General features: G+C 60.9%; 24 protein-coding genes, 1 tRNA gene and 1 riboswitch. Of the genes, 10 read left to right on the top strand and 15 right to left on the bottom strand.

Annotated elements, in window-relative coordinates; genetic code table 11:
• Positions 1-36: 36 nt before the first annotated feature.
• On the bottom strand, positions 37-2,772 hold the full coding sequence (gene pcrA / locus VSX42_RS02055; protein ID WP_418950755.1) for a DNA helicase PcrA: 2,736 nt from the start codon (positions 2,770-2,772) through the stop codon (positions 37-39).
• 99 nt (positions 2,773-2,871) lie between these two features.
• Between pcrA and VSX42_RS02050 the strand changes: the two genes are divergently transcribed.
• The 4 genes from VSX42_RS02050 to VSX42_RS02035 all read left to right on the top strand — a co-directional run bounded on the left by VSX42_RS02050 (position 2,872) and on the right by VSX42_RS02035 (position 7,421).
• On the top strand, positions 2,872-4,692 hold the full coding sequence (locus tag VSX42_RS02050; protein ID WP_326502741.1) for an ATP-binding cassette domain-containing protein: 1,821 nt from the start codon (positions 2,872-2,874) through the stop codon (positions 4,690-4,692).
• Positions 4,685-6,355, top strand: a complete 1,671-nt coding sequence (locus VSX42_RS02045) for an ABC transporter ATP-binding protein (protein ID WP_326502740.1) — start codon at positions 4,685-4,687, stop codon at positions 6,353-6,355. The genes VSX42_RS02050 and VSX42_RS02045 overlap by 8 nt, the downstream gene beginning before the upstream one ends.
• A 101-nt stretch (positions 6,356-6,456) precedes the next feature.
• Positions 6,457-7,164 carry a hypothetical protein gene (locus VSX42_RS02040; RefSeq protein WP_326502739.1) on the top strand — a complete coding sequence of 236 codons (708 nt, stop codon included), beginning with the start codon at positions 6,457-6,459 and terminating at the stop codon, positions 7,162-7,164.
• Positions 7,165-7,348: 184 nt separating this feature from the next.
• Positions 7,349-7,421 (top strand) — tRNA-Arg (locus tag VSX42_RS02035).
• Positions 7,422-7,488: 67 nt separating this feature from the next.
• Here VSX42_RS02035 and VSX42_RS02030 read toward each other — a convergent pair.
• The 3 genes from VSX42_RS02030 to VSX42_RS02020 form a co-directional block, all read right to left on the bottom strand.
• A complete protein-coding gene (locus tag VSX42_RS02030; RefSeq protein WP_326502738.1) occupies positions 7,489-7,728 on the bottom strand; it encodes a hypothetical protein in 240 nt (79 codons plus the stop codon).
• Between the two features lie 230 nt (positions 7,729-7,958).
• Positions 7,959-8,573: a C40 family peptidase gene (locus VSX42_RS02025; RefSeq protein ID WP_326502737.1), complete on the bottom strand. Its 615-nt coding sequence runs from the start codon at positions 8,571-8,573 to the stop codon at positions 7,959-7,961.
• Between the two features lie 4 nt (positions 8,574-8,577).
• Positions 8,578-8,722: riboswitch (cyclic di-AMP (ydaO/yuaA leader) on the bottom strand.
• A gap of 485 nt (positions 8,723-9,207) precedes the next feature.
• Entirely contained in the window at positions 9,208-9,900 is a 693-nt protein-coding gene (locus VSX42_RS02020; RefSeq protein ID WP_326502736.1) for a metal-dependent transcriptional regulator, read from the bottom strand.
• 333 nt (positions 9,901-10,233) lie between these two features.
• Between VSX42_RS02020 and serC the strand changes: the two genes are divergently transcribed.
• On the top strand, positions 10,234-11,358 hold the full coding sequence (gene serC, locus VSX42_RS02015; protein ID WP_418950754.1) for a phosphoserine transaminase: 1,125 nt from the start codon (positions 10,234-10,236) through the stop codon (positions 11,356-11,358).
• Positions 11,359-11,449: 91 nt separating this feature from the next.
• Here serC and VSX42_RS02010 read toward each other — a convergent pair whose 3' ends face one another.
• The gene (locus tag VSX42_RS02010; protein WP_326502734.1) at positions 11,450-12,787 is read right to left on the bottom strand and encodes an MFS transporter; all 1,338 of its coding nucleotides are present in this window, start codon (positions 12,785-12,787) and stop codon (positions 11,450-11,452) included.
• A gap of 29 nt (positions 12,788-12,816) precedes the next feature.
• Positions 12,817-13,392 carry a DUF3027 domain-containing protein gene (locus VSX42_RS02005; protein ID WP_326502733.1) on the bottom strand — a complete coding sequence of 192 codons (576 nt, stop codon included), beginning with the start codon at positions 13,390-13,392 and terminating at the stop codon, positions 12,817-12,819.
• Positions 13,393-13,498: 106 nt separating this feature from the next.
• Between VSX42_RS02005 and VSX42_RS02000 the strand changes: the two genes are divergently transcribed.
• From VSX42_RS02000 to VSX42_RS01985, 4 genes are all read left to right on the top strand, one after another.
• Positions 13,499-13,744 carry a hypothetical protein gene (locus tag VSX42_RS02000; protein WP_326502732.1) on the top strand — a complete coding sequence of 82 codons (246 nt, stop codon included), beginning with the start codon at positions 13,499-13,501 and terminating at the stop codon, positions 13,742-13,744.
• A gap of 118 nt (positions 13,745-13,862) precedes the next feature.
• The gene (locus VSX42_RS01995) at positions 13,863-14,573 is read left to right on the top strand and encodes a response regulator transcription factor (protein ID WP_185174100.1); all 711 of its coding nucleotides are present in this window, start codon (positions 13,863-13,865) and stop codon (positions 14,571-14,573) included.
• 84 nt (positions 14,574-14,657) lie between these two features.
• Positions 14,658-16,073 carry a HAMP domain-containing sensor histidine kinase gene (locus VSX42_RS01990; protein ID WP_326502995.1) on the top strand — a complete coding sequence of 472 codons (1,416 nt, stop codon included), beginning with the start codon at positions 14,658-14,660 and terminating at the stop codon, positions 16,071-16,073.
• A 312-nt stretch (positions 16,074-16,385) separates the two neighbouring features.
• On the top strand, positions 16,386-16,676 hold the full coding sequence (locus VSX42_RS01985) for a WXG100 family type VII secretion target (protein WP_326502731.1): 291 nt from the start codon (positions 16,386-16,388) through the stop codon (positions 16,674-16,676).
• Between the two features lie 55 nt (positions 16,677-16,731).
• Here VSX42_RS01985 and VSX42_RS01980 read toward each other — a convergent pair whose 3' ends face one another.
• Positions 16,732-17,679: an RNase H family protein gene (locus VSX42_RS01980; RefSeq protein ID WP_326502730.1), complete on the bottom strand. Its 948-nt coding sequence runs from the start codon at positions 17,677-17,679 to the stop codon at positions 16,732-16,734.
• Entirely contained in the window at positions 17,680-18,249 is a 570-nt protein-coding gene (locus VSX42_RS01975) for a GNAT family N-acetyltransferase (RefSeq protein WP_326502729.1), read from the bottom strand.
• A 69-nt stretch (positions 18,250-18,318) separates the two neighbouring features.
• On the opposite strand from VSX42_RS01975, the gene VSX42_RS01970 reads away from it, so the two are divergent.
• Positions 18,319-19,107 (top strand): 4'-phosphopantetheinyl transferase family protein, encoded by a 789-nt coding sequence (locus VSX42_RS01970; RefSeq protein WP_326502728.1) that lies wholly within the window; start codon positions 18,319-18,321, stop codon positions 19,105-19,107.
• A 16-nt stretch (positions 19,108-19,123) separates the two neighbouring features.
• On the opposite strand, the gene VSX42_RS01965 is transcribed toward VSX42_RS01970, so the two are convergent.
• The 7 genes from VSX42_RS01965 to groL form a co-directional block, all read right to left on the bottom strand.
• On the bottom strand, positions 19,124-20,218 hold the full coding sequence (locus VSX42_RS01965; RefSeq protein ID WP_326502727.1) for an isochorismate synthase: 1,095 nt from the start codon (positions 20,216-20,218) through the stop codon (positions 19,124-19,126).
• A gap of 72 nt (positions 20,219-20,290) precedes the next feature.
• Positions 20,291-21,073 (bottom strand): SDR family oxidoreductase, encoded by a 783-nt coding sequence (locus tag VSX42_RS01960; protein WP_326502726.1) that lies wholly within the window; start codon positions 21,071-21,073, stop codon positions 20,291-20,293.
• Positions 21,070-21,726: an isochorismatase family protein gene (locus VSX42_RS01955; protein WP_326502725.1), complete on the bottom strand. Its 657-nt coding sequence runs from the start codon at positions 21,724-21,726 to the stop codon at positions 21,070-21,072. The genes VSX42_RS01960 and VSX42_RS01955 overlap by 4 nt, the downstream gene beginning before the upstream one ends.
• Before the next feature lie 148 nt (positions 21,727-21,874).
• Entirely contained in the window at positions 21,875-22,096 is a 222-nt protein-coding gene (locus VSX42_RS01950) for a hypothetical protein (protein ID WP_326502724.1), read from the bottom strand.
• 216 nt (positions 22,097-22,312) lie between these two features.
• Complete coding sequence (gene rlmC / locus VSX42_RS01945; RefSeq protein ID WP_326502723.1) at positions 22,313-23,446, bottom strand: 23S rRNA (uracil(747)-C(5))-methyltransferase RlmC; 1,134 nt, start codon at positions 23,444-23,446, stop codon at positions 22,313-22,315.
• A 117-nt stretch (positions 23,447-23,563) separates the two neighbouring features.
• Positions 23,564-23,716: a hypothetical protein gene (locus VSX42_RS01940; RefSeq protein ID WP_326502722.1), complete on the bottom strand. Its 153-nt coding sequence runs from the start codon at positions 23,714-23,716 to the stop codon at positions 23,564-23,566.
• A gap of 240 nt (positions 23,717-23,956) precedes the next feature.
• Entirely contained in the window at positions 23,957-25,582 is a 1,626-nt protein-coding gene (groL, locus tag VSX42_RS01935; protein ID WP_135013265.1) for a chaperonin GroEL, read from the bottom strand.
• Positions 25,583-25,640: the final 58 nt, after the last annotated feature.

Raw genomic sequence — 25,640 nt, 5'->3', positions numbered from 1 at the left:
CCCGGCACCGCGGTTTGGTGCCGGGCTACTTTTATTTTAGTCGGTCTTTTTAGTCAGCGGCGCGTAGCGTAGCAGGAGTCGTTTTTCTTCTTTTGCGAAGCGTACCTTGGCGACGGTTTTATCGCCGGCCCCTTCAACCGCGGTCACGCGGCCCTCACCAAAGCTGGTATGCTCAACGCGGTCACCGACCGCGAGCGCCGGGATCTCCTTATTCTGCTGCACGCGCGAGACCTTGCGGGTAGCCGCTGCCAGCCCGTAGGTCGATGAGCCGTTGACTTCGCTGGTAGTTGGTTCGGAAGGACGCCGCCGCTCAGCTGGTTCGTCAAAGCGGCTGGAGTAGGTGGAAGACCCGTAAGAGGCCCCGTACCCGTTAGCTGAACCGCCGCTGCGGTTGCCAGCCCAGCCGCCGCGTCCACCCGCGTAAGCGCTACCGGAGTAGCCGCCGAAGGATGAGCCGGTACGCTTCCAGTCAATGAGCTCTTCGGGGATCTCTTCGAGGAAGGGGGACGGCGGGTTGAACTGGCTCTGACCCCACATGGAGCGGTTCTCAGCGCGGGTGAGGTAGAGGCGTTCCATGGCTCGGGTGAGGCCCACGTAGGCCAGGCGGCGCTCTTCGCTCATCTCTGAATCGTCGGTGAGGGCCCGCTGATGGGGGAAGAGGCCGTACTCCATACCGGTCAAGAAGACCACGGGGAATTCTAGGCCCTTAGCGGTGTGCAGGGTCATGAGGGTAATGACACCCTGGGAGCGGGCTTCGGCCACCTCTTCGGCAATCTGGGCGGCGGACGGCCCGCCCTCCTGCTCAGCCTTGGGCTTGTTGGGGATCTGGTCGGCGTCAGCGACCAGGGCAACGTGTTCGAGGAAGTCCTCCAGGGTGGCACCTGCGTTGTCGATTTCGAACTCCCGCACGGCGTCCACCAGCTCTGAGAGGTTTTCGACGCGGGATTCGTCCTGAAGTTCCTTAGACTCACGTAAGGCGGCCAGGTAGCCGGTCTGCTCCAGCACAGCTTCCAGACAGGGGGCAGCTGACTCGGTGGCAGCTAGCTGGGCTAGATCATCAATCATCTGAGCAAAAGCTGCCATCTTCTTGACAGCCGCAGCGCCCAGGCCGGGTACCTGGCTTCCCTGGCGCAGGGCTGCCATGAAGGAGATACCGGTGGCACGGGCATGGTCGGCAACCAGGCCCTCAGACTTGGCCCCAATACCGCGCTTGGGTTCGTTGAGCACCCGGCGCAGATTAATGTCGTCATCGGGGTTAACAAGTACTCGCAGGTAGGCCAGGGCGTCCTTGATTTCCTTGCGCTCGTAGAAGCGGGTACCGCCGACCACGCGGTAGGGCAGGCCCACGCGCATGAGCATTTCTTCGAGTGTGCGGGACTGGGCGTTGGTGCGGTAGAAGACCGCTACATCGCCGGGGGCAGTGCCGTGCTCATCGCGCAGGCGGTCAATTTCCTGGGCAATGTAGCGGGCCTCGGCATGCTCGGACTCTGCCACGTAGCCGGTGATTTTGGCACCGTCGCCGCTGGCCGTCCAGAGCTTCTTGGGGCGGCGGCCCTTGTTGCGCTCAATCACGGCGTTTGCCGCCGAGAGGATGTTCTGGGTAGAGCGGTAGTTCTGCTCCAGCAGAATCGTGTGGGCCGCCGGATAGTCCTGCTCAAAGTCGGTGATATTGCGAATATCAGCCCCGCGGAAGGCATAGATGGACTGGTCAGAGTCACCCACCACCGTCAGCTCCGCGGGCGGATAGGCGTCGGGGTAGGGTCCGTTATCGGCGGGGCCGGTCTCGGGGCGCAGGGACGCCGCACCCCCCACCAGCTGCCGCACCAGCTGGTACTGGGCGTGGTTGGTGTCTTGGTATTCGTCAACCAGGATATGGCGGAAGCGACGGCGGTAGTACTCGGCCACCTGGGGGTGGTTCTTCAGAAGGTTAACGGTCTCGAAGATAAGGTCATCGAAATCGAGGGAGTTAGCCGCCCGTAGACGCTCAGTATAGGCCGTGTAGACCTTAGAAATGACCCCTTCCCAGGGGTCAGTGGGGCTGGTCTCGGCCGCAAACTGCTGGGCACTCACCAGCTCATTTTTGAGGTTAGAGATACGGCTACCCACCGCCTTAGCTGTGAACTTCTTGCTATCAAGGTTCATCTGCTTGATGATGAGGGTCAGCAGACGCTGGGAGTCAGCAGAGTCATAGATGGAGAAGGTTGATTTGAGGCCCAGGGCCTTTGCCTCTCGGCGAAGCACCCGCACGCAGAAGGAGTGGAAGGTTGAGATCCACATGCTCTGGGCCCGCGGCCCCACCAGGGCTGTAATGCGTTCCCGCATCTCAGCGGCAGCCTTATTGGTGAAGGTAATGGCCAGAATCTGCCCCTGGTGGGCCCGACCTGTAGCCAGCAGATAGGCGATACGGTGGGTGAGCACACGGGTCTTACCGGAACCTGCACCGGCCACAATCAGCAGGGGGCTACCGGCGTGCTGAACGGCCTGAGCCTGGTGCTTATTCAGGCCAGCTACCAGGGCCTGGGGGTCAGTGCTGGGAGCGGGGCGGGCCTCTGTAAAATCGGCCATAAAACCGCCCACCTGGTAGGCCGGGGGCATGAAATCGAGTTCAGCCAGGTCGGCAGGAACCTCGAGGTTAGGTTCTGGCTCAACTTCCGGGGTGTAGGGAGGTTCTTCCTCGTAGGGCGGGTAGGGCCCAGCATCGAAGAAGGAGTCAAAGGGTGCCTCTTGATCAGGGGTGGGGCCCTGGTTCTCATCATCAAAAAAACTATGCATGGCACTCCTTAGTCTAGAGCGCATCCAAGGTAGAGGCTACGGGCTTTCGCGGTGGGCTATGATGGAGCCGGTAGCTAGCTAACCAGGTGAGAAGGCAGAGTGAAACCCCAAACCGTTCCCGTACTCGGCGGGCAATCTATAACCCTGCGGACAGGTGCCCTGCGCGCGGCCTCCATCCTACTCACAGGGGTGGCTGTAGCTACCCTAGCCCCGCTTCTAGCCCTCCCCCTACTTGGCCAATCTCTAGACCATGTGAGGGCAGGACGCTGGTGGTTAGCGGCCCTTGCTGCCCTGGGCGCTGCTATCTGTGCCTACGCCGAGATAAGCACCGGTATCTCCGGTGCCCGCACCCAGGAGCGTCAGCTGCGCGAGCGTCTCTTGCGCACCTATTTCGCCTCTGTTGCCCAGGGAAAAACTAGCGGTCCCTCCGCTTCCCCACCTGCCCGCTACCTGGCCCTGCTGACCGAAAGTATTGAGCGGGTGACCGAGTACCGGCAGGTTTATTGGGGAGCTACAGTGGCCTCTGTGGTGGCGCCCCTGCTGCTGGTGCTCTATATAGCAACCCTAGACTGGGTGGCTGGGCTTACTATTTTTGCCCTCCTTCCCCTGGTGCCCCTCATTATCTGGTTCTTCTTCCGCTTCTTCCGTAAGGTTTCTGGTAACTCTAGGGCAGCCCGTGAGCGTCTGACGGTCTCTTACCTAGATGCCCTGCGCCAGCTCACTATTATCCGTCTCTACGGGGCAGGCCAGCGGGTTGAGAACTCCCTGCGGGCAGGCGGGGAGGCCAACCGGCAGGCGGTTATGAAGCTACTGGCAGCAAACCAGCTGGTCATTATCGTCATGGACGCTGTCTTTCTGGTGCTCCTGATTTGCTGGTCTGTTTACGTGATTTCCTGGCGGACCTCGGCAGGGGCCCTCACGCCCCAGGAGGCGATTACTGCCCTCCTGCTCCTGCCCCTGCTGCTTGAGCCCTTAGCCCAGGTGGCCGGTTTCTTCTATATCGGTATGGGCGGACGGGCCTCCCAGCGGGTCATCAGCCGCTACCTGGCAAGTGGCACCCTGGGTTCAGGCCACCCCGGTAAGTCAGGCAGGGGGCACCCCGGTGGGCAGCCTCCGCAGGCTGCCCACCGGCCCCCCGCTACCCAGTACCAGGCCCCTACCTTCTCCGCTAGCGGGCAGCTCCCTAGCAGCCAATCCCCCCAAAAGCAGCAGGAGGCCAGCTCTACCCTAGACCTATCAGCAGCCATTAGCGTCCGGGGGCTTAGCCATACCTACGGGCGCGGACCGGTGCTGACAGACCTCAACCTAGACGTCCCCACCGGAGCCCGCCTAGCCATCATGGGCCCCTCCGGAGTGGGTAAGTCCACCCTGCTTACCCTGCTGGCAGGGGGCCTGCCCATCCAGGCCGGGGCTATCGCCGTCAATGGAAAAAACCTAGCAAGCATGACCGCCGATTTGCGCCACCAGCAGGCCGCAGTCCTGGCCCAGCGCAGCTGGCTGGTAAGCGGCACCATAGCCGACAACCTCCGCTTCGCCCGGCCCGAGGCCACCGATGACCAACTCTGGCAGGCCCTGGCTAGCGCCCACCTGGCCCAGGACGTCCGTACCCTACCCCAGGGGCTTGCCACCGATGTTGGCGAAGAAGGCTCCCTACTTTCTGGCGGGCAGGCCCAGCGGCTAGCCCTAGCCAGGGCCCTGCTGAGCGGCCGAAAAATCCTGCTCCTAGATGAGCCCACCGCCCACCTGGACCCGGCCTCAGAACAAGGCATCATCCAGGCCCTTACCCAACTAGGGAAGGACTACACCCTAATCATGGTCACCCACCGCCCCTCCCTACTGGACCTGGCAGATAGCCTGCTCACCCTAGAAGCCGGTCAAGCCACCCTCACCCCGCTTCACCAGGAGACTCCCCGTGGCTAAGAACATCTCCACCCCGGCCCTAATTCGCTGGATGGCAGGAATCACCCGCCCAGTCCACGCTCCCCTCCTGGCCTCCGTCCTCTTCCGGGTGCTCACCCAAAGTCTGGATATTGCCCTCTTCGCCCTGGCAGGCTACACCCTCGCCGGAGCCCTCACCGGGCATTTCAAGCCCTGGCTCCTGGGCCTAATCGTCCTACTAGCCCTCGCCAGGGCCCTCACCCACTACCTCGAACAGTTCACCGGCCACTACGTTGCCTTCAAATCCCTAGAGGTGCTACGAGGCCATGCCTTCGCCCAAACCTGGCCCAAGGCCCCCGGCATTACCCTCGGCCAGCACAGTAGTTCCCTGCTGACCAACCTCACCCGCGACATTGACCGCATCGAGGTCGTCTATGCCCACACCCTAGCCCCTCTCATCTCCGCCCTGCTTGTCCCAGCCCTGGCCCTGGGAAGCGCAGGGGCAGCCTTCGGGCCTGAACTGACCCTGGTGCCTACCCTCTGTATTCTGATCTCCATGCTGGTGATCCCCCTCCTCGGCTTTAAAAAATCTATAACCTCCACCGAAGCTATCCTGGCTGCCCGCACCGTCCTCGCAGCCCACCTCTCAGATACCCTCCACGGCACCCGCGAAACCCTCACCTACGGCAGGCAGGCAGACCGGCTAGCTGGGGCCGCCGCCCTGGGGCAGCATGTCCGTCTCACCTCCCTGGTCCCGGCCCGTATCAAAGGCGGACGCCGGGCCGCCAACCTCCTGCTCAGCCTCATCACCCTGGCCAGCGTCATCCTCACCGCCGTCCACCTAGATTTACCCCTAACCTGGTCACTTGCCCTAGCCCTGGGAGCCCTCCGCCTCTTTGAAGCCCCCCGCGGTATCGAAAACGCCGTCAGCTACCTGGACTACTCCCTCTCAGCTGCCCGCAGACTCTGGCAACTCTCCACCAGCCCCAACCCCATCACCGAAGGAAGCCGCCAGCTAACCCTCACCCAGGCGCCGCAGATCAGCTGGGACAAGGTCACCTACCACTACCCCACAGCAGCCCCCGGCGCTCCCCCTGCCCTCTGCTCCGCCAGCTTCACCGCCCCAGCAGGCCAGCACACCGTACTCATCGGCCCATCAGGCTCTGGCAAGAGCACAGCCACCCAACTACTGCTACGCTTCGATGATCTAGCCGACGGCCAGATTAGGGTCGATGGAACCCCCATCAGCGACTACACCAGCCACTCCCTCCAAGCCCAGGCCGCCTTAGTGCCCCAAACCAGTTACATGCTCGATGGAACCCTAGCCGATAACCTCCGCCTCGGGGCCCCCCAGGCCAGCGATGACCAACTCTGGCAGGCCCTTACCACCGCCTGCCTGGCCGATGAAATCCGCGCCCTACCCCAGGGCCTTACCACCCCCATCGGCAACAGCGGCACCCAGCTCTCCGGCGGCCAAATCCAGCGCCTAGCCCTAGCCCGGGCTCTGGTCGCCCAGCCCCGAATCCTCATACTGGACGAATTCACAGCCAGCCTCAACAGCCAGCTCGAAACCCAGATCCGTAAGAACCTGAGCCAGCTACAGGGGCAGGTTACCATCATCGAAATTTCCCACCGCACCGAACACCTACCAGAAGCAGACGCCATCTACACCTTTGATCAGGGCCAGGTTAAGGCCCTGGCCTAGGCCTTCGCGGCCCTGCCCTGCTTGCGAAAACCCCTCCCTTCCCGGTTTGGCCCGTACGCCTACCCAGGTACCGTCAGCCCATCTAGGCAATAATAGACAGTATGGGTCTTTCAAAAGGTCAGAAAAAACGTCTCTACGGCTCCAAGACGCAGGCTCCCCCGCCGGAGTCTTCATCTCCCTCCCAGGCGAGGCAGGTATCCGCCCGCGCTCGCCAGCAGGAAGCTGGCCCGCGCTTAGTCACCGACTACAGCCGGGCAGAACTAGCTGCCCAACCAGAAAAAGGCGGAGGCTCCTATATTTTCCTAGGCGTTGCCTTTGTGGTAACAGTCCTCTTCTTGCTCTACTACTACCTCATGCTGCTACCTGGGGTCTCAGCAGCAGCCGGGGCCACCGCCCCAGAACTCATGCTGCGCTTCGACGCCCAGCACCTCCAGGCAGTAGCAGCCGGCCTCGGAGTTGAAGGGCTCCAGGCCTATCAGGTATTGCACCGCTCCACCGGGCTTATCCTGCCCCTGATCTTCGCCTTCACCTGGTGGAACATGGTGCGGGCCTCAGACTTTGAACTACTCTGGGGCAGGCTCATGCTAACCCTGCCACTTGCCTACGCTTTTGTTTTCGCAGCCGGTGGTTTTGCCATTGATTCAGCCCTGGCCAACCCCTTGGGCGGCACCACAGCTGTGGCTTCCCTGCTCATGACAAGCCGCTGGGCCCTCTTTATCCTTTGCCTAGTGCAGTTAGGTTACCTAGCCCTGCGCCTGGTCAAACAAAAAGTCGATGCCTTCGCCCGCGGAGAGCTCCCCGGGCAGTAGGCCACCCAGTCTGCGCCCTGCCAGCCTAGGTCCACCCGTCCGCGTCTGCCCATCCCCCGGGTTCTCCCCACCCACTCAAGCTCTGGCCCCTCCGCCACAAAAAGTGTACGTGCCTGTGCAAAAGTGACAGGCATGTGCACTTTTCAGGGGGAACCTAAGTTTTGGTGTAAAATGGTAGGGTTGCGCCCTCGTAGCTCAGGGGATAGAGCACCGCTCTCCTAAAGCGGGTGTCGGACGTTCGAATCGTCTCGGGGGCACACAAAGAAAGGGAGGGTATGCCATATTGCGCCAAGCGCCGGCATACCCTCCCTTTTTGTGCCCTCTTTAGGGGCGGGGATTCTTTTTACGGTAGATCAGGTGGGCGATAACTAGGCCGAGGACGATGCCGATGCCGCCGGTGATGGAGACCCACATGGCTGCGTGCCCGACGAAGATGGCGATGATGAGGCCGAGGACGATGCCGGGTACGGCGCCGGCTACCATTCCGATGGCCATGTAGGTGAATTCTTGGTCGGATGAACCGGCTGGGCTTTCGAGTTGGGGGCTGTTTAACTTCTGCGACATAGTTCCAATCCTAGCTGTGCCTTCTGTCAGAGTCGAAAAGTGGGTATAAAAAATGCGCCCCAGCTGGTCGTCTGGTGCGCATATGCAAACCTATGTTTGCGGGGGATCCATACCGTGTGATGTGTGGTAGGAATTCTTGTGTTCGTTTTTCAGTAGGAAAGTGACCAGCTACTGAATAAACGTCACCGGCTGGGGCAGAGTGTTATCTACCCCGTACCGTGTGAGAAGTCTTAGATGCCAGCGGTGTAGTAACCGTCGACGGGCATGAAGCCGCCACCGTCAACAGCGGTCAGCTGGGTACCCTGTGAGGGGTTGAGAGCTGAAATCATCTGGCCGTCGCCAACGTAGATGCCTACGTGTGCGTAGCCGTTAGTGAAGACGATGTCACCGGGCTGGGGGTTTGAAGTGGGGGTCAGCTCGGTTGCCATGGTGTAGGTGTAGGCGGTCAGGTTGATGCCAGCCTGTGCGTAAACGTAGGAGACGAAGCCTGAGCAGTCCCATGCCTTGTAGGTCTTGCCGCCCCAAACGTAGGAGCCGCCGATGCCGTCGTAGGCAGCTGCCAGGACGGTTTCGCGAGCGGTTGACAGGTCAACGTTGCTGGAAACCTCGGTGGTGGTGGTTGCCTGGGCGGTAACGGTTGAGGTGGTCTCAACGGTGGTAGTTGAGGTAGCCTCGTAGCCCCAGGTGTTGTAGTTGTAAGAGTGTGAAGCCAGTGCAGGTGCTGAGTGGGCGGGTGCTGATACTTCAGCTACTGCGAATGCGTTTGCGGGTGCAACGGTTGCGGCGAGCATGGCGCCTGATGCTACAACGATACCTGCGGTGCGTACGATGGTTGACTTAGCCATTTTGTTTTCCTCCATTGCCGAACGAGGTGAGCTGTCGGGTTCGAGCATGAAGTTCGCTCGGCCGCAGAATCTGCGACTTAACCCCTAGGGTTCTCGGTGGAGATCCCGAAAGGTGGGTCCCCCGCTTCTGCCGTGATGTTATTTTGTTTGTTTTCCTGTGAACAGTGGCAGAACTAGGCGGTGCTGTTCGTAGGGTGCTAATCCGACCAGTGATGAGCACGAAATAGAACATTACACAGCCTGGGCTGGTTTGTCACGCTTTGGTCACGGTTTTGTTACAAGACCCCCGAAATGCAAAGCAGGGTGATTGATTTTTTGGCTTTCAGGATGCACCCAGCTGGGGCTTATGGGGCGCATAGAGTTAGTTTTGACAAGGGGAAATAAAAGACTTTTAAAGCAGTCTCGCAACACCCTCCCACCAGCCTCCTATCAGGGTTTTGCCAGTCTTAATTTAACTGAGAAGCCGACCACTTAAGGCCCCACACCCTCCCTACCTCCACTCCACAACCTCTCACACAGCCCCCATCAGCACCTTACGTAACACTAAAAACACCTTTTCATCCCCAAAACATCACAATTTGATAACAAAAAGGCGCCCACCAACCAGGCAGGCACCCTTTTCGTTATCAAACTGTTATCTTTTGACGATAATCGCTTCTGCTACTTCGGCGCTAAGAGTGAGTGATTCGTCCTCGCCGTCCGCGTGAACCAGCACGGAGCCGTCCTTATTACCCAGAATCGACACCGTTGCGCCGTAGACGATGCCTGCATCACCCAAACGCTTCAGCAACTGCACATCGGTCTGAATGAACTCGGGCAGGCGAGACACGGTAAAGCGGTCATCTTCAGACGAGTCGCGGCCCGCAATCGACATGGTAACGGTGCGGTCGTCATTCTCTTCGCTCTCAGCGCCCAGCTCCTCCAGGCCAGGAATCGCGTTGCCGTAGGGGGAGAACTTGGGTTCGTTGAGCAGTTCCAGCAGGCGGCGCTCCACGCGTTCACTCATGACGTGTTCCCAGCGGCAGGCCTCTTCGTGGATGTATTCCAGATCAAGACCAATCACGTCAGCGAGCAGGCGCTCAGCTAGACGATGCTTGCGCATCACCTCCACTGCCTTCTGGCGCCCCTCTTCGGTGAGCTGAAGGGAGCGGTCGCTTGCAACGGTCAGCAGGCCGTGTCGCTCCATGCGAGCAACGGTCTGAGAAACGGTGGGGCCGGAGTGCTCTAGGCGCTCTGCGATGCGGGCACGCATGGGAGTGATGCCCTCTTCCTCAAGCTCTAGCACGGTGCGTAGATACATTTCAGTGGTATCAATGAGGTCAGTCATGCCTTCTTGAATCTCCTTGGGCCAGCCCGCACGGTGCGCGGGTTATTAGGTGCAGTGGTTTTGCCCTTAATTGTATGCGCTACTAGGTCAGGGAAACGTTTACTCTCTTCAAGAGCTGAAATTGTTGCGCCCGCGCCTCAGCTACTACACCCCGAAACCATCTCACTATATAAATTTATTCCCCATATTTTGGGTTGGTGCGGGGTGCTTGAGGGCCGCGGGACCCGCGCAGGTTGCACAATAGAAACAGCAGGATGCCGGCGGCCCCCCCCTCCCTCACATCAACGCATAGCCGCCCCGGCACATGTGCTGCTCATGTCTAGGAGATATTCAGTGACCACTTTTCCCGTGATTCCCACCGAGATACTACCTGCCGACGGTCGCTTCGGTGCTGGCCCCTCTAAGGTACGCCCCGAGCAGGTTGCCGCTGTTTCAGCAGCTGCCACTACACTGCTAGGTACCTCCCACCGCCAGGCGCCGGTCAAGAACCTGGTCGGTGAGATTCGCGAGGGCCTGCGCGCTTTCTACTCAGCACCCGATGGTCACGAGGTCATTTTGGGCAACGGCGGCGCCACCGCTTTCTGGGACGCCGCTACCTTCGGCCTGGTCGAGAACAAGGCCCAGCACCTAACCTTCGGCGAGTTTGGCTCTAAGTTTGCTTCAGCAACTAAGGCCGCCCCTTTCCTGGCCGACTCCACCGTTATTTCTTCTGAAGCTGGCACCCGCCCCGAAGCCCGTGCTGAAGAGGGCGTAGACGTTTACGCCTGGCCCCACAATGAAACCTCAACCGGTGTGTTCGCCCCCGTCGTCCGCCCCGAAGGTATCGCCGACGATGCCCTCGTTCTGATTGACGCTACCAGCGCAGCTGGTGGCCTCGATGTCAATGTGGCCGAGTCCGACGTCTACTACTTCTCACCCCAGAAGAACTTCGCCTCCGATGGCGGCCTCTGGCTAGGGCTCTGGTCGCCGGCAGCGATTGAGCGCGCCGAGCGTATCTCCGCTTCTGACCGATGGATCCCCGATTCCCTGAACCTGGTTACTGCTATTAGCAATTCCCGCCTCAATCAGACCTACAACACCCCAGCTCTGGCTACCATGATTATGCTCAATGAGCAGATCAAGTGGATGAATGAGCAGGGCGGCCTGGCTTTTGCAGCAGCCCGTACCGCTGATTCTGCCGGGCGCGTCTACGCCTGGGCTGAGGCCAGCGACTATGCCACCCCCTTTGTGGCTAACCCGGCTGAGCGTTCTAACGTCATCGCTACCGTTGATTTTGATGAGAGCATCGATGCCGCTGCTATTGCTAAGGCCCTGCGCGCCAACGGCATCGTGGACACCGAGCCCTACCGCAAGCTGGGCCGCAACCAGCTGCGTATTGCCACCTTCACCGCTATCGACCCCGAGGACGTCTCGGCTCTACTCGCCTGCATCGACTACGTGGTCGAAAAGCTCAAGTAGTTTTTAGCCAGGCAAAGATAAGGACGCCGCTCTCCCGCTAACCTGCCACCGGGCAGGAAGGCGGGAGGCGGCGTCCTTCTTTTCTTAAACTCTAGCGGGGTTCTTGCAGATCGATTGCTGCTGTGACCGGCGGCGGCTCCCGGTCAGGACCCTTGGTAGTTTCAGGGCGCGGACGCAGCACCAGGCGGGTGCGGGCCTGCCTATCGTAGTGCAGGTGCAGGTGCTTATATTTCATGATCCAGATCAGCCCAATCAGGGCCGCCAAAAAGCCAGAGGCAGAGGCAACACCCAGACCCCAGCGGGCACCGAAGACGTCGTTAACCAACCCGACCAGGGGCGAGCCGATAGGGGTACCCCCAATAAAAACTGCCATATACACGCTCATAACCCGCCCCCGCATGGCAGGCTCGGTTGTTACCTGCACATAGGCGTTTGCTGAGGTGATGATGGTCAGTGCCATGAGCCCGAGTGGAATCAGGGCCAGGGCAAACAGCCAGAGGTTGGGGGCGAGCGCCGCTAGCAGGGTTGCCACGCCAAAACCCAGGCAGGAGGCGAACATGAACCGCATGCGTGGGGTATCTCTTCGGGCTGCCAGTAGGGTACCTGCCACCGAGCCGATGGCAACAACGGAGTTCAGCAGCCCGAATTCGCCCGCGCCCTGACCGAATTCGGTGGTGGCCATAGCAGCAATATTGAGGGCTGTATTCAGGCCGAAAGTACCAATCAGGAAGGCTGCCACCATGACCACGATGATGTCGGGGCGGTGTTTGAGGTAAGTAAGGCCGTCCCTCACCCGGTTGTGAGCGGCGGACGACCGCGGCAACTGCCGTAATTCATTCTCACGGATAGCGGCGATTGCCAGGATCATGGCGATGAAGGTCAGGGTGTTCAGCAGGAAGACCGGCCCGGTGCCCACTGCAACAACCAGCAGGCCGGCAACCGCCGGCCCAATCATGCGGGCGACGTTGAACGACATGGAGTTGAGCGCTACGGCATTAGGCAGGTCTGCGTCTGAGACAAGCTCTGAGACGAAAGTTGACCGCGCCGGGGAGTCCAGGGCTGAGACGATGCCCAGGGCAAGCGCGAAGAGGTAGACGTGCCAGATAGCAACATGGCCCGATAGCACCAGGAGGCCTAGCCCAAGGGCCAGCAGACCCATGGTGCTCTGGGTCCATAGGAGAATTTTTCGCCGATCGCCCCTATCGGCAAGCGCCCCGGCATAGGGGGCTAGGAAGAGGGGCGGGGCGAACTGCAAAGCGATGACGATGCCCATCTGGGTAGAGTCATGGCTTGAGAGGTCGTTGAAGACCAGCCAGTCCTGGGCGGTGCGCTGCATCCAGGTACCGATGTTAGAGACAAGGGCACCAATGAACCAGAGACGGTAGTTAAAAATCCACAGTGAGCGGAAGGTTTTGTTCCTCCCATTCACGGGCTGAGGTTCTCGTCTCTGGGTGGAGGTCATTCAGCGTTGGCACCGTCCTGGGTATCTTCAGCGGAATTCTCTTCGGCAGCTTCAGTACTGTCCTCGTTTTCTGAGGAAACGTCGCTGTAATCTACGTCCTCGTGGTCGTAGTCTTGCGCTTCCTGGTCTTCGGGGAGCAGGCGGTCGGCCCAGGGTACCCAGGCCGGGGCGAGCAGGGCGTCATCGCCGGGCAGGAGGCCAATTTCGCAAACGGTTGCGACCTTCGAGCGGGGAGCGCGTGAGAGGGTGGCAAACCAGAACCAGCCGCGGTAGCCCGGTAGGGTGCACTCAAAGAGGTGGGTGGTCAGGCGCTCTTCTTCACCGCGCAGGTGGTGGACGGGGCCGATGGAGTTTTCGGGTGCGATATCGGCTAGGCCAGCGAGGGCAACATCTTTGGCAGCGGCAAGGACGGCGTCGACCTTGCTGGTACGGCGGCGGCGAGTGGGCTCGCCCAGGGTAGGTTCGGGGGCGGGCGCCGGGGCCTGCTCGGCAGTCTCAAGGCCGGGCTGTTCGTAGCTTTCTGCGCTCGAAGCGACGGGGGCCGTTAGCTCGTCTTTTACCTCTTCAGTCATACTCCTATTAAAGCAGGCCGGTGGGAGGTGTGATCACCGCTCCTCCTCGCGGCGTAATACCGTTGCTTCTTTAGGTAGGTATAGCTGGCCCTGATAGCGTAGAGGTATGTCTTCTGAACGAACCGAAATTCCAGAGCTGCCCTACGGCGGAGCTATCCGGGTGCTGGGGCTTGCCGCCGGCGTCCTCATGCTGGTGGGAACCATCTGCGGCGTCACCATGCTCCTGCTCAAGTGGGCTACCGGAGCCGCTCCCGAGGTCTTGAGCATTACACCGCTGCTGACTCTACCGCTAGCTTTTTTGGCCTTGTTAGGCGCCCTATTTCTCACTCTGCTCCGTCGCCGGGCTAGCTAAAACCGCCCTTTAGCTGACGGCGTATTTACTGCCTTTTCCCAGCATGACTAAAGCAAACTCAGCAGAACATACAGCTGCACACAGCTAGTGCACAGGTAGTAAGCGCACAATTAAAAGCGTGAATACCAAAGAACCTGAAGCAAAACTGCTGGTCGTCGACGACGAACCCAACATTCTAGAGCTCCTCGCAACCTCCCTGCGGTTTGCGGGCTTTGAGGTTGTCACCGCAGCCAACGGCCGGGAGGCCCTTGAGAAGGCTGAGACTGAGTCGCCCGATTTGGCCGTACTCGATGTCATGCTGCCCGATATGGACGGCTTCACCGTCACCCGTAAACTGCGTAGCTCCGGCCGCCTCTTCCCCGTCCTCTTCCTCACCGCTAAGGACGACACCGAAGACAAGGTTACTGGCCTCACCGTAGGCGGCGACGACTACGTCACCAAGCCCTTCAGTCTGGACGAGGTTGTGGCCCGCATCCGCGCCGTCCTGCGCCGCACCCAGCCCCACATCGAAGAAGATTCCCGCCTGCGCGTAGATGATCTGGTGCTGGACGACGATGCCCACGAGGTCTTCCGTGGCGATCGCGAAATCGATCTTTCTCCCACCGAGTTCAAGCTCCTGCGCTACCTGATGCTTAACCCCAACCGTGTGCTCTCTAAGGCCCAGATACTGGATCACGTATGGGAATACGACTTCAACGGCGATGCCTCCATTGTGGAGTCCTACATCTCCTACCTGCGCCGCAAGATTGATAACGACCAGAACCTACCCCCGCTGATTCATACCAAGCGCGGCGTCGGCTACCTGCTTCGTACCGCTAACAAAAACTAAGGGGTTACGAGTTTGCGCTCTCGTCTCTCTGTGCACCGGCTGGGTTCGCTGTCCTTGCGAACCCAGCTCGTGCTTTTAACATCTATGCTGCTGGCCCTGGCTATCTCTGTGATGTCTCTGGTCGCTATTTCAGCGATTCGAGGTAAGATGATGGATCAACTCGATGACGAGATTACTGCCAGCTACAGCTACCTGGTCACAGCTGTTTATGCTGACCAGCAGCTGTCACAGACCCAGGGAACTTTTATTCCCTATGAAGCATATTTGCTAGATAGCGACGGGAATATCGTGCGGCCGGTAGCAACGCTGGCCGATGAGTCATCCTCCCCCGTCATCTCTGGCCTGACCGCTGATAACGTCAAGCGCTACAACAAGGCAGCGCTGACGGTGCATTCAGCCAGCGGCCACACCGAATGGCGGCTAATCGCCTTCCCGGTTGAGGACACCAACCAGACCCTAGTGATCGCCGCCCCTCTGACCCAGATCAACCAGACGGTAGCTATCGTAGGGGGCCTCACCATGCTCTTTGGTGTAGCTACCCTTCTTGCCTCCATCGCGCTGACCTGGGTAATCGTCACCCGAGCCTTTGAGCCCCTCGCCCGCGTGGAACAGACCGCAGCCCAGATTGCCGCGGGCGACCTCTCCCAGCGTATTGTGAACTACAGCCCCTATAACGAGATTGGCCACCTCACCACCTCTTTGAACACCATGCTCTCTCACATTGAAGAGGCCTTTGACGCCCAAAAGAGGTCAGAGGTGAAGATGAGGCGTTTCGTGGGCGATGCTTCGCACGAACTTCGCACCCCGCTGGTGTCGATTCGGGGGTATTCTGAGCTCTACCGTATGGGCGGTCTGCCCAACGATGAAGCCGTGGCAATGGCTATGGACCGCATTGAGTCAGAGTCTAAGCGTATGGGCCAGCTGGTAGAAGACCTCTTGACCCTGGCTCGTCTCGACGAGCGCCGGGTTGCCGAGAACGCCCGAGTAGATCTGCTGAAGCTGGCTACAGACGCCGCTAATGACGCCTTCGCCTCGGCCCCCGACCGCACCATCGAGGTGGTGGGGCTAGAGGGCGCAGAAGCCCTCACGTCCCTGGTCTGGGGCGATGAGCAAAGACTGCGCCAGGTCATAGCCAACCTGATGACCAACGCCCTGCGCTACACCCCGGCGGGCTCCCCGATTGAAATTGCGGTCGGGTCGGTACCGGGCGTTGATGGCACCTGGACGTCCGTGCTCCAGGTGCGCGATCACGGCCCGGGTATTCATGGTGAGGACGCCGAGCGCGTCTTTGAGCGCTTCTACCGGGCCGATACCTCACGTACCCGTGAGACGGGTGGAACCGGCCTGGGTCTAGCAATCGTGGCTGCGATTGTAGGCCAGCATGACGGCACGGTGCGGGTTGAAGAAACAGAAGGCGGCGGAGCTACCTTCACTATTCGCATTCCCCAGTACAGTGACCACGCCGGCCCTATTCCGCTTGCAGCAGGTGAGCAGGCCTAGACCAGGCCTTGTCCTGGCGCTCTAGAAGTTTGGTCGGGGCCTTCCTGTCTTCAGCAGCCTGCTACGTCCCTGGTGCAGAGGCCCTGTGGATAGCCGCTAGAAGCCGTCATAGAGACGTCATCACTGCACCATACTTTCTTCTAGAAGTGTGCAGAACCCCGCCCTGGCAGCTCGACTACCGGAGCGGGGTTTTCCACAGGCACTCTTTTGCTTCCGGCCAGAACTAGCTCCCCCGTAGGCTCAAAGGCATCAGGTAGCTCACCCTAGCGGTACCTGGTACCCCTTACATACCACTGTTCAAAGGAGAGCCCCATGGCCCAGTTCAATGTCGATGCAGACCTCATTGCCAGCAAATCAGCCCAAGCCCGCGCCCAGGTAGAGACCATCGTTTCCGAGGTCAATGCCCTCACCGCCTCACTCCAGGACCTTCAGGGGTCGTGGACGGGCTCGGCGTCCGCTAATTTCCAGGGCGTGCTCGCCCATTGGCGGGCTACCCAGCGCCAGGTTGAAGAGTCTATCGCCCAGATTAACGAGGCGCTCTCCCGCGCCGGTATTAACTACTCCGATACCGAAATGGCGAACGCCGCCATGTTCGTGGGCTAGCCCAGCCTAGTAAGTTCAGCCCGGTGGGTGCGGGGTCCTGGTGTGAGTCCCTGCCCTACCGGGTTCTTGCCGTGTCCTGCCGGTAGGTCAGCCGCCAGGAGCCTGAGGTAAAGGACCAGGTGCTGGAGCGCGTCACCTCGCCCCGAGCAGTACACACCGCACTCACCAGGAGCACCGTACCGGGGATAGGTTCCAACTCTGCCAGGTAGACGGGTTCAGCTGCCAGGGCAAAGGCACGTTCACGGTGCTCTAGAACCGTGGCGCGGTCCACGAGATTTCCGGCGGGTACCACCCAGCTAAAGTCAGGTGCCAGCAGTCCAGATACCAACTTTTGGGAGCGATAGACGGACGCCTTCGCCAACTGCTCCTCCCGAGCACGTACCTGGGCAAGGGCGTCAGCACCGGTAGGCCTAGCTGGCTGAGAGTCAGCAGAGCTTTGGGGAGCCGGGGTAGGGTTAGCTGGGGTGGTGCCAGTCCCCGCCCCGGTGCTGGCAGCTGCCGCCGGTTCTGTGCCTTTCGCGGGTACGTCCTGCCCGGTATAGCCAGGCCCGGCATCCGGTTCTGCCCCCTGCTGGTGGGCTTTGGCGGCAGCATTGGCATGACTATCAGCCTGCTCGTTAAGGGGGTGACCGGTGTGCCCCTTAACCCACTCAAAGGCGTAGGAACGCCCCGCCAGAGCAGCATCCAGAGCCTTCATCAGGTCAACATTGAGCACGGGCTTGCCGTCTGCTTTCTTCCAGCCCTTCTTCTTCCAGCCGGGCATCCATTTGGTCACGGAGTTGATGACGTACTGGCTATCGCAAATCACGGTCAGGTGGGTATCGCCCAGGTGGGCTGTTGCTTCAAAGAGGTCAAGCACAGCTTTGAGTTCGCCCATGTTGTTGGTGCCGTGGTCCCAGCCCCCGGCAGCCCAGTTGGCATCGTCGATGTACCACGCCCAGCCTGCCGGGCCGGGGTTGCCCAGGGCGGAGCCGTCAGCGGCGGCGGTGATATTGAGCGTCATTTAGTGGCGTCCTTCTCTCTGTTCTAGCACGGTGCGGTGTTCATCCAGGGGCTTGGTGAAGGCGTGGTAGGTGCCAGTGTCTGCACCCAGATCTACCGTCTTGTAGCCGTACCCCTCATAGAGTTTGACGGCGGTGGGCTGAGCGGGGCCGGTGGTCAGGTAGATGTGCCGGTAGCCGGCGGCTGCCGCCCTCAGTTCTAGTTCCCGCAGCAGGTACTTGGAGAGCCCCCTGCCCCGGTAGTTGGGGTGGGTCCAGATACGTTTGAACTCTACGGCTCCCCGCGGTGCCAGGCGGTCGCCGGTGCGCATCATGGCACCTCCCGCCACCGCTTCGCCCTTGCTCAGTAGCAGCACAAAATCACCCCCCTGTTCGGGCGTAAAAACCTCAGCGGGGTAAGCATTGATTTCCTTATCTGCCTTAGCTGCCTCTGCCTGGGAAGGATAAAGGCGGTCATACTCTGCCTGCAAATCAGCCAGCAGGAAGGTAGCGCGAGGGTCAGCCGGGTGAACACGAACAAACTCTAGGGCTGGGAGCTCCGGTACCGGGGTCTCAATGAGGAAGGTTGCCATGCCACCAGCCTAGCCCCAGCACCCACCAACCCGCGAACTGCGGGGGCGCCCGGCTGTAGAATGAGGTTTATGTCAAACTCCACCGTCCAGCAGCAGAGCATTGACCTCTTCCTGCTCCCCTCCCGGGCGCTTCGCACCGGTCACGGGGTAAGCTGGCTTGCCTACGTAGGCATCCGCGAGCAGATGAGGGCGGCGGAGTTCAAGAACCCCGAGGACGCCCTGAATTTTGCCGCCCAGCACACCCTCATGCGCTGTATGCTGGCGTCCGCTCTGGGGGTACGCCCGACGGCTGCGGCAGAAATTCCGGTTGATCGCACCTGCCGGGTGTGTGCCGCCGGTGCCCAGCACGGCAAGCCCAGGGTAGAGGGAGTTGAGTTCAGCATGTCCCGTTCCACCGGTATGGTGGCGGGCGCACTGACCCGATCCGGTGGGCAGCTGGGAGCGGATATTGAGCGGATTCGCGGGTCCTATTTTTCTGGCTTTGACCGCATAGCCCTGGGCGAGGCAGAGAAAACCGCCCTCGCTACCATGACGCAGACCCCGGCTCAGGTTGCCCGGCACCTGCTGTGGACCGCTAAGGAGGCGGTGCTTAAGGCGACGGGGCACGGGCTGGTAGCGGGTCCCCACCGTGTGTCTCTTCCCGTGGCTGATTTCCCCGCTACCGTTGACGCGGCAGACGGGTTTAGTACCCGTGCTACCCTTGCCCTAGAGGGCGAAGAGCCACAGGATTTTTGGGTCAGTTGGCGGGTTCGTGGAGAGTTTGTGCTAGCGGTAGCTACCAACGCGCCCCACAACGTGCGGGTGCACGAGGTTGCAACCCCCTTGGCTGTCCGCCAGGTTCTTGACCCGCGCACCTAGTTCCTACCCCGCGTACCTAGCCCTTAGCGTCCCCTAGTTCCAGGTTCAGCCCCAGCGCCCGGGCGAAGGTGCCCAGCTTGGCGGCGGTTTCTGCGTGTTCACCGGCGGGGGTGGAGTTTTTAACGATTCCTGCCCCGGCAAAGAGCACCGCCCTGCTCTCATTCACCTGTGCACAGCGCAGGGTCAGGTACCACTCGCCGTAGCCATCGGCGTCCATGTAGCCCACTAGCCCGCCAAAGTAGCCGCGTTCAAAGGGTTCTAGCTCGTCAATAACCCGCCGGGTGAGTTCTGTGGGGGTGCCACAGATAGCCGGAGTGGGGTGGATGGCGCGGGCACCGTCTAAGGAGGTTAGCCCGTCCTGTAGCTGCCCGGTGATATCTGTTCCCAGGTGCCAGAGCTGGGGTGTGGCTTTGAGGCTGGGGGTTGCCGGGACATTGAGCGCGGTGGTGATGGGTTCCAGGCGGGCCCGAATATCGTCTACCACGGTGGCGTGCTCTGCCCGGTCCTTGGGCGAGCGCAGCAGGGCTTCACCGATTTGGGCGTCCTCGGTGCTACCTGCCGGTTTGGTGCGGGAGGCGGACCCGGCGAGGGGACCGGTGGCGAAGCCCTCCGGGGTGGTTTTGAAGACTAGTTCCGGGGAGGCTCCCATGAGGTAGTCCCCACCGGGCAGGGCGAGACTAAAGACGGTGGCGCGGGGTTGTTGGACGCGCAGGGTGGAGTAGAGCCCGGGCAGGTTGAGGGGGGTGCTATAGCTGGCGGTGAGCAGGCGGGCTAGCACCACTTTTTCGTAGTCGCCCCGGTTCATGGCGGCGATGGCGGTGCCTACTGCCTGTCGGAAACCGGGGTTATCCAGCCCGTCCAGGTAGGCAGGTGCCGGCTGGGTGTGGACGCTGGCGGGTGCTTCTTCGGTGCTGGCCAGGGCGTCGGGAACCGCCAGGTAGGCGGGCTGGGCGGGGTCAAAGGGGATAGCTCCGATGACGGCGCTGCCCTTGGCGCGGGCTACCGCCAGGGCTGTTTCTTCGGTGACCTGTTCCAGGGTGCCGGTTGCCGTCATCACCCGGTTGCCGTGGGCGAGCATAAAGGGTGAGGGCAGGGCGCTGGGGGTGGTCATGGGTGTCTTTCTGAGCATGGGTGTGGGCAAGGGGCTATTCCAGGCTACGCTACGGGAGCGGTGGACGCATGGTTAGAAGGTTGCGCCGCCATCTACGGTGAGGTTTTGCAGGGTGATGTGGCGGGCGGCGGGGCTGGTGAGAAAGGCGATGGGTTCGGCGATGTCTTGGGGGTCTGCGATTCTGCCCAGGGGTATGCCGAGCCGGTAGCTGGCGGGGTTCCCGGCAATGGGTTGGGCAGAGAGGTCTTGCCCGTCCCAGGGGTCGGTGACCATGGGGGTTCGGGTGGTGCCGGGGCAGACGGTATTGACGCGGATGCCGTGGGCAGCCAGTTGGAGCCCGAAGCTGCGGCTAACCTGGAGGGCGGCCGCCTTGGAAGCACCATATGCACCGAATTCTGTGCGGGGTGTGGTGGCGGCGTTGGAGCTGACGGTGACGATTCCACGAGAGTTGGTGGGGTCGGTGTCTGCTTGTTCAAGCATGAGCCGGGTGACCTCACGAGTCACCAGGAAGACGCCGTCGGCGTTCACTGCATTCACCCGTTTCCAGTCGGCGTAGCTGGTTTCCAGGAGGGGCGCGGTGTGGACGATTCCTGCGCAGTTCACCAGCCCCTGAAGGGGCCTGCCCAGCTGGCGCAGGTACTCCCCCAGAGCCGCAACGGACTGCTCGCTGGTGACGTCCACGGGCAGGTAGCTGAGTCTGCCCTCGGCATATGCAGTGGCAAGAGACGGAGCCTTAGCAAGGGCGGGTTCCGGGGCGAGGTCGGTGGCAAGCACGCTGTAGCCGTCTTCCAGCAGGCGGGCACAGACGGCGGCACCGATTCCTCCACCTGCCCCGGTTACAACAATGAGGCTCATGCTGCGCGGCGGGCCTCATCCATGGCGAAGGCGCGGTCGATGTAGTCGGAATCTACGACGCGGGCGCAACGCTGGGCGGCGTAGTCGCATGCCATGGTGTGCTCGTCGGCGGTGAAATCTGCCAGTGAGTCTGCCACCAGGAAGGGCTGAATGTCGCGCATGAAAGCATCGGTTGCAGTGGTGAGGCAGCCGATGTGAGCGTAGACGCCGCAGATGACCAGCTGGTCGCGCCCGGCGTCCTTGAGCTCCTGCTCAAAGGTGCTCTTGGCGAAAGCTGAGTAGCGCCATTTGTCTAGGACGGTATCGCCGTCCTCGGGGGCTACCTCGGCGATAATTTGGGCGGCGGAGTCTTCTGCCAGGCCGGGGCCCCAGAAGTCGGTGAGGAGCTGGCGGTCTGCAGGGTCCTGGCGCGGGGGCTGGGCGGTGAAGTAGACCGGCACGTTGTTCTCGCGGGCGTGGCGGAGCATACCGGCGATGTGACGAATGGCGACGTTGATTTGGGCGCTGTCGTCCTCACGGTCGAAGACGTCGACGAAGTGGTGTTGCATGTCGTGGACGAGCAGGGCGGCGCGGCTGGGGTCTAGGGACCAGTTGACCTTGTTGGGGTGGTCGGTGACGGTGTAGGTGTAGGGGTGGATCTTGGGTAGTGCCACGGTGGGGTGTCCTCTGCGGGGTTGGGTCTGTGGGCGGGGCACTGCGTCATCGCTGTGCACAGTTACACCTAACTCTAAATAATTAAGGCTCACCTAATCAAGCAGTGAGCCTTAACTGTTTTATTGACGAGTCGTCACTAACCGGGCGTTAGGAATTCTTTGCAAGCACCTCGTTGAGCGCCTCGGCGGATGAGGGGTGGGTGTAGATTCCGTCCCGCAATTCGGTTGCCGTGGTGGCGGTGCGGACGGTACACCCCTCCTCCTGTGCCTGGCGGGCGGTAAGCCCTACGGATGCCAGGGGCAGGTTGGTGAAGATGGTGTTGGGGACGGCGATGCGCAGGTGGATGTACGGCGTCCTGGGTGTCCTCAATGCGCACGGGCTGGGTGTTATTGAGGGTGCGGATACCGGTGTCGGCGGCAGTCTCGAAGTCGGGTGAGGCGCAGAGCCCGCTGTTGCTTTCCAGTCGCGTCGACGGCGCTGGTGGGGGGGGGACACCCTCGTAGTTGCAGACGGTTCCGTCGATGTCGAGGAAGATGACTTTACCCATGGTGCTTCCTTTTCGGGCCGGTGGGTTTTAGCGGGGCGCTAGGCTCGCTGAAGTAGCACGATGGTTTCGTAGTGGGTGGAGTGCGGGAACATATCCACTACGCGGGCTGTTACGGGCTTGAGCGAGGGCATAGAGGCAAGGTCCTTCACCAGCGACTTTGCATTGCAGCTGGAGTATATAACCATGTCAATCCCTGATTTTTCGATCCAATGAGCCAGCTCCCCGCCGATACCCCGGCGCGGCGGGTTCACCACCAAAACCTCCGGCGGCTCAACCTGCCCCAGTGCAAAGGTGGTGGCATCCCCGGCGGCAAAGGTAATCCCGTCCAGCCCGTACTCGGCAACAGTACGCCGGGCAGACTCGATAGCCTCAGCGCTCACCTCAATACCGGTCACGGTGGAGCCCTCCCCCATCACCTGCGCGGCGTGCAGGGCAAAGCCGCCCACACCGCAGTACAGGTCCCAGAGGGTACCCGGCTGCGCCTTAGCCACCCATTCCTGCCCCTGCCGGTAGAGGGCAGCGGCAATCTCGGTGTTGGTCTGGAAGAAGCTCTGCGGGCGCAGGTGCAGGGTTAGGTCATTCACCTGCATGGGCAGGGTCTGCCGCTCGGTCAGAATAATTTCCTCATCGCCCTCAACCAGGGCAACGTGTTCGCGCAGCAGGTTGACGCTCACCACCGCCAGCTGGGGTAGCTGTTCGTGGAACCAGGGCAGTTCTCGTTTGAGCGCAACAATGAGTTTCTTCGAGCGCAAAACAAAGCGGACCATCAGTTCGCCGCTATCGGAAGCTGTCACCAGAATGTTTTTCAGTTCCCCTTTGCGCTTCTGAACGCTGTAGGGGGTAAGGTCAGCCCGCCGGATTAAATCAGCAAGGACGGGTATGGCCCGGCTAATTGCGGGCAGGTAAAGCTGGCAGCCGGTGAGGTCAACGCCCTGCCCCTGCCTATCGAGGATACCGAGGGTAGGCTGCTGGGAGGTTCCACCTACAACCAGCTTGGCCTTGTTGCGAAAGGCTTGGTCTGCGCTTGCTACGGGTGGGAGCCAGCTGAGGTTGCCCCAGGGTTCAAGCAGGGCCTGGGCGTCATGCTGCTTGCCCGCCAGCTGGTCGACATAGGGGGTTTCAAGCAGGGAGCATGAGCGGCAGAGGCCGGCATCGAAGTAGTGGCAACGCATAGCTTCACTATTTTACAACCCCAGCCACCGGGCGTATAGGCGGGGCTTCTGGCAAAGAGAAACCGGCGCCTCGTTGCCGAGACGCCGGTTCCAGGAAAACACAATCACTATTAACTCTTAGCCACCTGCACCAAATACAAGATCGCGATGGAGAGCCTCAGCACTCTTCTTCTCGAGCTTGGTCCAGCCGTCGGATGCGTAGGCAACAAGTAGCATCGCCAGGAGTCCTACGATAATTGCGTAGAGAACAAAATCGGCAATGGTAACCATATACCCCACACCTTTCAGTTTCGCCTTTGATACTGATGAGTAAAAGTAAGAGAAGACCTCTTTAGTGATTTAAAGCATACCTATAGATGCATGTGAAGTGCAATACTATTATCTAAATTTTTTAGTCATATTTTTTGGTGGGGTGCAAAAACTCCGCCGCCCCTTGCCCGAGGGCAAGAAACGGCGGAGCTTTGAGCGCATCGAAAGCCGGGTTTCGCCGGTTTTCTCAGGCGGACATGATTACATCATGCCGCCCATGCCCCCCATGTCGGGGGCGGCAGCTGCTGCTGCGGGCTCGGGCTTGTCGGCAACGACAGCCTCGGTGGTCAGGAAGAGACCTGCGATGGAGGCAGCGTTCTGCAGGGCAGAGCGGGTTACCTTCACGGGGTCGTTGATGCCTGCTGCCATGAGGTCTTCGTATTCGCCGGTTGCAGCGTTCAGGCCGGTACCTGCGGGCAGGTTGCGGACCTTGTCGACAACAACGCCGGGCTCCAGGCCTGCGTTGAAGGCGATCTGCTTAAGGGGGGCATCGATAGCGACGCGGACGATGTTGGCACCGGTTGCTTCGTCGCCGGAAAGTTCCAGCTTCTCGAAGGCCTTAACGCCGGCCTGAATCAGGGCTACGCCGCCGCCGGGGACGATGCCCTCTTCAACGGCTGCCTTAGCGTTGCGGACGGCGTCCTCGATGCGGTGCTTGCGTTCCTTGAGTTCAACCTCGGTAGCGGCACCTGCCTTGAGAACTGCAACGCCGCCAGCCAGCTTGGCCAGGCGCTCCTGCAGCTTCTCGCGGTCGTAGTCGGAATCAGAGTTAGCGATTTCACCGCGGATCTGGGCTACGCGACCCTCGATAGCGTCGGCATCGCCGGCGCCCTCGATGATGGTGGTCTCGTCCTTGGTGACAACAACCTTGCGGGCCTGGCCGAGCAGGTCAATGGTTGCGGTGTCGAGAGAGAGGCCGACCTCTTCGGTGATGACCTGGCCGCCGGTGAGAATAGCGATGTCGGCCAGCTGGGCCTTACGGCGGTCGCCGAAGCCGGGAGCCTTAACAGCTACAGACTTGATGGAGCCGCGCATCTTGTTGAGTACCAGCAGAGCCAGAGCTTCACCCTCGACGTCCTCAGCGACGATCAGCAGGGGCTTGCCGGACTGCATGACCTTTTCGAGGACGGGGACGAGGTCCTTGACGTTAGAAATCTTGGAGCTAACGATCAGGATGTAGGGGTCTTCAAGAACAGCTTCCTGGCGGTCAGCGTCGGTGACGAAGTAGCCGGAGAGGAAGCCCTTGTCGAAGCGCATACCCTCGGTCAGTTCCAGGGTCAGGCCGAAGGTGTTGGACTCTTCGACGGTGATGACGCCTTCCTTGCCGACCTTTTCCATGGCCTGGGCAATCAGCTTACCAATTTCGGGGTCGCCGGCTGAGATAGATGCGGTTGCAGCGATCTCTTCTTCGGTTTCTACTTCCTTAGCTGACTCCAGCAGTTCGGCGGTGACGGCTTCTACAGCCTTTTCGATGCCGCGCTTGAGGGAGAGGGGGTCGGCGCCAGCGGCGACGTTGCGCAGGCCTTCGCGGACGAGAGCCTGAGCCAGGACGGTTGCGGTGGTGGTGCCGTCACCGGCGATGTCGTCGGTCTTCTTGGCGACTTCCTTGACCAGCTCTGCGCCGATCTTTTCGTAGGGGTCTTCGAGTTCGATTTCCTTGGCGATGGAAACACCGTCGTTGGTGATGGTGGGTGCGCCCCAGGCCTTCTCCAGTACAACGTTGCGACCGCGGGGGCCGAGGGTTACCTTCACTGCGTCTGCTAGGGTGTTCAGACCCTTTTCAAGACCGCGGCGTGCCTCTTCATCAAAAGCAATCAGCTTTGCCATATGGCTTTCGCTCCTTCTGGAACATTCGGGGTGAGCGCGATTCTTCGGTGCCCGCGAC

It is taken from the genome of Rothia nasimurium, assembly GCF_035916755.1.
Taxonomy (GTDB): domain Bacteria; phylum Actinomycetota; class Actinomycetes; order Actinomycetales; family Micrococcaceae; genus Rothia.
Note: the sequence above shows the minus strand (reverse complement) of the source record. Positions and strands in the feature narration are given on the sequence as shown.

Coding starts and splice junctions, on each gene's coding strand:
- pcrA (WP_418950755.1), bottom strand. CDS start 2,772: ATGCATAGTTTTTTTGATGATGAGAACCAGGGCCCCACCCCTGATCAA.
- VSX42_RS02040 (WP_326502739.1), top strand. CDS start 6,457: ATGGGTCTTTCAAAAGGTCAGAAAAAACGTCTCTACGGCTCCAAGACG.
- VSX42_RS02030 (WP_326502738.1), bottom strand. CDS start 7,728: ATGTCGCAGAAGTTAAACAGCCCCCAACTCGAAAGCCCAGCCGGTTCA.
- VSX42_RS02025 (WP_326502737.1), bottom strand. CDS start 8,573: ATGGCTAAGTCAACCATCGTACGCACCGCAGGTATCGTTGTAGCATCA.
- VSX42_RS02020 (WP_326502736.1), bottom strand. CDS start 9,900: ATGACTGACCTCATTGATACCACTGAAATGTATCTACGCACCGTGCTA.
- VSX42_RS02005 (WP_326502733.1), bottom strand. CDS start 13,392: ATGACTGAAGAGGTAAAAGACGAGCTAACGGCCCCCGTCGCTTCGAGC.
- VSX42_RS02000 (WP_326502732.1), top strand. CDS start 13,499: ATGTCTTCTGAACGAACCGAAATTCCAGAGCTGCCCTACGGCGGAGCT.
- VSX42_RS01990 (WP_326502995.1), top strand. CDS start 14,658: ATGCTGCTGGCCCTGGCTATCTCTGTGATGTCTCTGGTCGCTATTTCA.
- VSX42_RS01985 (WP_326502731.1), top strand. CDS start 16,386: ATGGCCCAGTTCAATGTCGATGCAGACCTCATTGCCAGCAAATCAGCC.
- VSX42_RS01980 (WP_326502730.1), bottom strand. CDS start 17,679: ATGACGCTCAATATCACCGCCGCCGCTGACGGCTCCGCCCTGGGCAAC.
- VSX42_RS01975 (WP_326502729.1), bottom strand. CDS start 18,249: ATGGCAACCTTCCTCATTGAGACCCCGGTACCGGAGCTCCCAGCCCTA.
- VSX42_RS01970 (WP_326502728.1), top strand. CDS start 18,319: ATGTCAAACTCCACCGTCCAGCAGCAGAGCATTGACCTCTTCCTGCTC.
- VSX42_RS01965 (WP_326502727.1), bottom strand. CDS start 20,218: ATGACCACCCCCAGCGCCCTGCCCTCACCCTTTATGCTCGCCCACGGC.
- VSX42_RS01960 (WP_326502726.1), bottom strand. CDS start 21,073: ATGAGCCTCATTGTTGTAACCGGGGCAGGTGGAGGAATCGGTGCCGCC.
- rlmC (WP_326502723.1), bottom strand. CDS start 23,446: ATGCGTTGCCACTACTTCGATGCCGGCCTCTGCCGCTCATGCTCCCTG.
- VSX42_RS01940 (WP_326502722.1), bottom strand. CDS start 23,716: ATGGTTACCATTGCCGATTTTGTTCTCTACGCAATTATCGTAGGACTC.
- groL (WP_135013265.1), bottom strand. CDS start 25,582: ATGGCAAAGCTGATTGCTTTTGATGAAGAGGCACGCCGCGGTCTTGAA.